Below are 4,357 nucleotides of genomic sequence, written 5' to 3' on the forward strand. Positions count from 1 at the left end.
CCGGCCACACCGCGAACAGCGCGGTCGCCGCCGCCAGCGCCAGGAAGACGGCGAGCGCGCCGAACAGGCCCAGCGGCACGATCAGGCCGACCACCAGCGCCAGCACCAGCACGACCGTATCGGCGATCGCGATCCGCGTCAGCCGCCGCGCGATCCGCCGCGTCAGCCGCGCGCGGGCGGCGGGGTCGTACCCCGCTATCGGCAGGCCAGCGCTCTCCGCGTCCCGGCGGTCGAGCAGCGCGCGCGAACTCGCCATCACCTCGTCGGGCGTGTCGGTCACACCGATTCGAGCCGGAACTGATCGGGCGATCCGCCCGCGACCCGGTTCTGGCTCGCCCCTTCCGCGCGCGCGATGTAGCCGCGCGACTTCTCCACCTCGTTGCCCAGTGTGTCGACGGTGGTCTTCATCGAGTCGAGCGCCTTCAGCTTGAAGCTGTCGATCGCGTCCATCGTGTCGTAGATGTTCTGGAACGCGCGCTGCAGCGTCTCGATCGGGATGGTCGAGCCCGCCGCCTGTTCGTGGATGCGCGCGGTGTTGTCCTTCAGCAGCTTGCCCGTCGAATCGATGATGTTCGCCGTCGTCGTGTTGAGCCCGGTGATCTGCTCGAGCACCAGCCGCTGGTTGGTCAGCGCCTGAGCGACCGTGACGGCGGTGCGCAGCGCGGCGACGGTGGTGGTCGACGCGCGGTCGACGCCCTTCACCAGCTCGACGTTGTTCTTCTTGACGAGGTCGAGCGCCAGATAACCCTGCACCGTCACCGCCATCTGCGTCAGCAGGTCCTGCGTGCGCTGGCGGGCGTAGAATAGCGCGGTCTCGCGGATCGCCTTGGCCTTGGCGGGATCGGTCGCGTCGAGCTCACCCGCCTTGTCCTCCAGCGCGGCATCCATCGCGCGCGACAGGTGGATCATCTGCTCCAGCCGGCCCATCGACGCCCACAGGTTCGCGCGTTCCGTGTCGATCGCGGCGTTGTCCATCAGCAGCTCGTCCTTGCCGGACGACAGGCTCTTGAGGATGGACGAGATATGCGTCTGCGAGGATTTGTAGGTGTCGAAATAGTTGCGCATCCTGTTGCCGAACGGGATGATCCCGAACAGCTTCTGCGGCGCGGTCAGATTGCCGCGCCTGCCGGGATCTAGGTCCTCGATCGTGCGGCGCAGCTGCGCCAGGTCCGCGCCGACCCCGCCCTCCTTGTCCATCGCCTTGACCGGTCGATCGAGGAAGCGGTTCGACTGGCCGGCGGCGTCGCGGATCTCCTTGGCGCCCATCGCGGTGATCGCGTCGACGCGCTTGCCGAACTCCGGCGAGTTGACGTCCTGCGCCACGAGGTCGGTCACGAACGCCTCGACCCGCTCGTCGAGCTTCGACTTCGTCCCCGCGTCGACCGGCACCAGCCCGGCGGCCTTGGCGGCCTGGACCACCGGCACCGGATCGGGGGGCGTGAGGACCAGCTCCTTCTCCGGGCTGAGCATGTCGGTCGCTGGCATCGGGCCTCCTGATGGAACGGCTGGCTGACGGTGGAACGTGTCTCGCCGATGTAGCACACGCGATAGGGGCCGCAAGCGGGCCGGCGGCCCGGCTGCCCCTACGATCGCCGAACGAACAGCGGCTTTCGGCATCGCAGCATTTCGGCTATGGGCCGGCGCAACGATCCCGCAAAACCCCAGGAAATCCCATGCGCCTCCGCAACGTCGCCATCATCGCGCACGTCGATCACGGTAAAACGACGCTCGTCGACCAGCTCTTCCGTCAGTCCGGCACCTATCGCGACAACCAGCGCATCGAGGAGCGCGCGATGGACTCCAACGATCTGGAGAAGGAGCGGGGGATCACCATCCTCGCCAAGTGCACCTCCGTCGAGTGGACCAGCCCCGCGGACGGCGAGACGACGCGCATCAACATCGTCGACACCCCCGGCCACGCCGACTTCGGCGGCGAGGTGGAGCGCATCCTGTCGATGGTCGACGGCGTGATCCTGCTGGTCGACTCGTCGGAAGGCGCGATGCCGCAGACGAAGTTCGTCACCGGCAAGGCGCTGGCGCTGGGCCTCAAGCCCATCGTCGTCGTCAACAAGATCGACCGCCCCGACGAGCGCACGCAGGAGGTGCTGGACGAGGTGTTCGACCTGTTCGTGTCTCTGGACGCGACGGACGAGCAGCTCGACTTCCCCGTCCTCTTCGCTTCGGGCCGCAACGGCTATGCCGGCGCCGACCCGGCGGCGCGCGAGGGGACGCTGGCGCCGCTGTTCGACAAGATCGTCGCGCACGTGCCGCCGCCGTCCGCCGATCCCGACGGCCCGTTCAAGTTCCTGGTGACGCTGCTCGACCGCGACAACTTCCTTGGCCGCATCCTGACGGGGCTCGTCTTCTCGGGCTCGGTCAGGACCAACATGCCGATCGTGGCGCTCAGCCCCGAGGGCGCGGTGGTGGAGACCGGCCGCGCGTCCAAGATCCTCGCCTTCCGCGGGCTGGAGCGGGTGCCGGTGGACGAGGCGAACGCGGGCGACATCATCTCGATCGCCGGCCTGACCGCCGCGACCGTCGCCAACACCATCGCCGACCCCGCCGTCACCGAGCCGCTGCACGCGCAGCCGATCGATCCGCCGACGCTGTCGATGCGCTTCGCCGTCAACGATTCGCCGATGGCGGGGCGCGAGGGCACCAAGGTCACGTCGCGCATGATCCGCGACCGCCTGTTCCGCGAGGCCGAGTCGAACGTCGCGATCAAGGTAACGGAGGCCGCCGACCGCGACAGCTACGAGGTCGCCGGGCGCGGCGAGCTGCAGCTCGGCGTGCTGATCGAGACGATGCGCCGCGAGGGCTTCGAGCTGGGGATCAGCCGCCCGCGCGTGCTGTTCGGCGAGGATGACGCGGGCAAGCGCACCGAGCCGTACGAGACGGTCATCATCGACGTCGACGACGAATATTCGGGCACGGTCGTCGAGAAGATGAACATCCGCAAGGCCGAGATGACCGACATGCGCCCGTCGACCGGCGGCAAGACGCGCATCACCTTCTCCGCGCCCGCGCGCGGGATGATCGGCTATCACGGCGAGTTCCTGTCCGACACGCGCGGCACCGGCATCATGAACCGGCTGTTCGAGCGGTACGGCCCCTTCAAGGGCACGATCGAGGGCCGCAAGAACGGCGTCCTGATCTCCAACGGCGCGGGCGAGGCGAACAGCTATGCGCTCGGCCCGCTGGAGGAGCGCGGCATCCTGTTCGTGACGCATGGCGAGGTGCTGTACGAAGGCATGATCGTCGGCGAGAACGCGAAGCCCGACGACCTCGAGGTCAATCCGATGAAGACCAAGGCGCTGACCAACTTCCGCGCCAGCGGCGGCAAGGACGACCAGGTCCGCCTCACGCCCCCGAAACGCGCGACGCTGGAACAGGCGATCGCCTATATCGACGACGACGAGATGGTGGAGGTGACGCCCAAGTCGATCCGCCTGCGCAAGCGTCACCTCGATCCCAACGAGCGCAAGCGCGCGTCGCGGAGCAGGGAAGCCGCATAGCGCGCCGCCGCGGCGGAGACCGGCCGGCGGGTGGCGGAGCCGGTCTCCGTCACCCCGGACCTGTCCGGTGCCCGCGCCCTTGGGACGAGGGGCGACGGCTCGCCGTTCGTCGGAGCGGGACCACCGACCTGATCCGGGGTCCGCGCCGCGCCGAATCCCGGACGGTTCGGGATGCCGGGTGGATTTACCCATCCGGTACAAAACGCTGTCCTACAAGCCCCGTCTTCCCATACACGCTGGTCGGTTAGCACCAGCAAGGGAAGGCCATCATGCGCAACCGTACCCCCGTGCCGCGCGAGGAGCGCGCCGGCGTCCCCGATTTCACGCCCGTGCCGCGGCTGAAGCACCGGCACGACGGGTGGACGCCGGAGCGGCAGCGCGCGTTCATCGCGGCGCTGGCGGATACCGGCAGCGTCGGCCGCGCGGCGGCGATGGTCAACATGGCGCAGACCAACTGCTACACGCTGCGGCGCGCGTCCGGCGCGGACAGCTTCCGCCGCGCCTGGGAGGCCGCGCTCGATTGCGGCGTCGCGCGGCTGAAGGACATCGCGTTCGAGCGCGCGATCGAGGGCCAGCTGGTGCCCGTGTTCGCCGCCGGCAAGCTGATGGGCTTCAGGCGCAAGCGCAACGACGCGCTGCTGATGTTCTGCCTGCGCCACTATGGCCAGGACGCGCAGGGCCAGCGCAGCACGATCGACTGTTTCTCCACCCGCGCGAGCGCGAGCGCGGTCGATGCCGGGAACGCCGGGGCGTCGGCGGAGGTATCGACCACGGCCGTCCGCACCACGATATCGGGGCGCGCGGGCGGCAACGGCGCGGCGGCGCGCGATGCGGCGGCGGCG

At 69.2% G+C, this 4,357-nt stretch carries 2 protein-coding genes and 2 pseudogenes; 2 read left to right on the forward strand and 2 right to left on the reverse strand.

The window, feature by feature from the left end; all coding sequences use genetic code 11:
• Nucleotides 1-280, reverse strand: a pseudogene (locus HUV01_RS12750) (hypothetical protein); the annotation flags it as partial.
• Nucleotides 277-1,485: a toxic anion resistance protein gene (locus HUV01_RS12755; protein ID WP_174298608.1), complete on the reverse strand. Its 1,209-nt coding sequence runs from the start codon at nt 1,483-1,485 to the stop codon at nt 277-279. The gene HUV01_RS12755 and the pseudogene HUV01_RS12750, both read right to left, overlap by 4 nt.
• 188 nt (nt 1,486-1,673) lie before the next feature.
• On the opposite strand from HUV01_RS12755, the gene typA reads away from it, so the two are divergent.
• Nucleotides 1,674-3,515: a translational GTPase TypA gene (gene typA, locus HUV01_RS12760; RefSeq protein ID WP_174298609.1), complete on the forward strand. Its 1,842-nt coding sequence runs from the start codon at nt 1,674-1,676 to the stop codon at nt 3,513-3,515.
• Nucleotides 3,516-3,784: 269 nt separating this feature from the next.
• Nucleotides 3,785-4,357 (forward strand): annotated as a pseudogene (locus tag HUV01_RS12765) (hypothetical protein); the annotation flags it as partial.

The organism is Sphingomonas bacterium, assembly GCF_903643035.1.
Taxonomy (GTDB): Bacteria; Pseudomonadota; Alphaproteobacteria; order Sphingomonadales; family Sphingomonadaceae; genus Sphingomonas.

Excerpts from the sequence above, each read along its gene's own strand:
- typA (WP_174298609.1), top strand. The coding sequence starts at position 1,674 with ATGCGCCTCCGCAACGTCGCCATCATCGCGCACGTCGATCACGGTAAA.
- HUV01_RS12755 (WP_174298608.1), bottom strand. The coding sequence starts at position 1,485 with ATGCCAGCGACCGACATGCTCAGCCCGGAGAAGGAGCTGGTCCTCACG.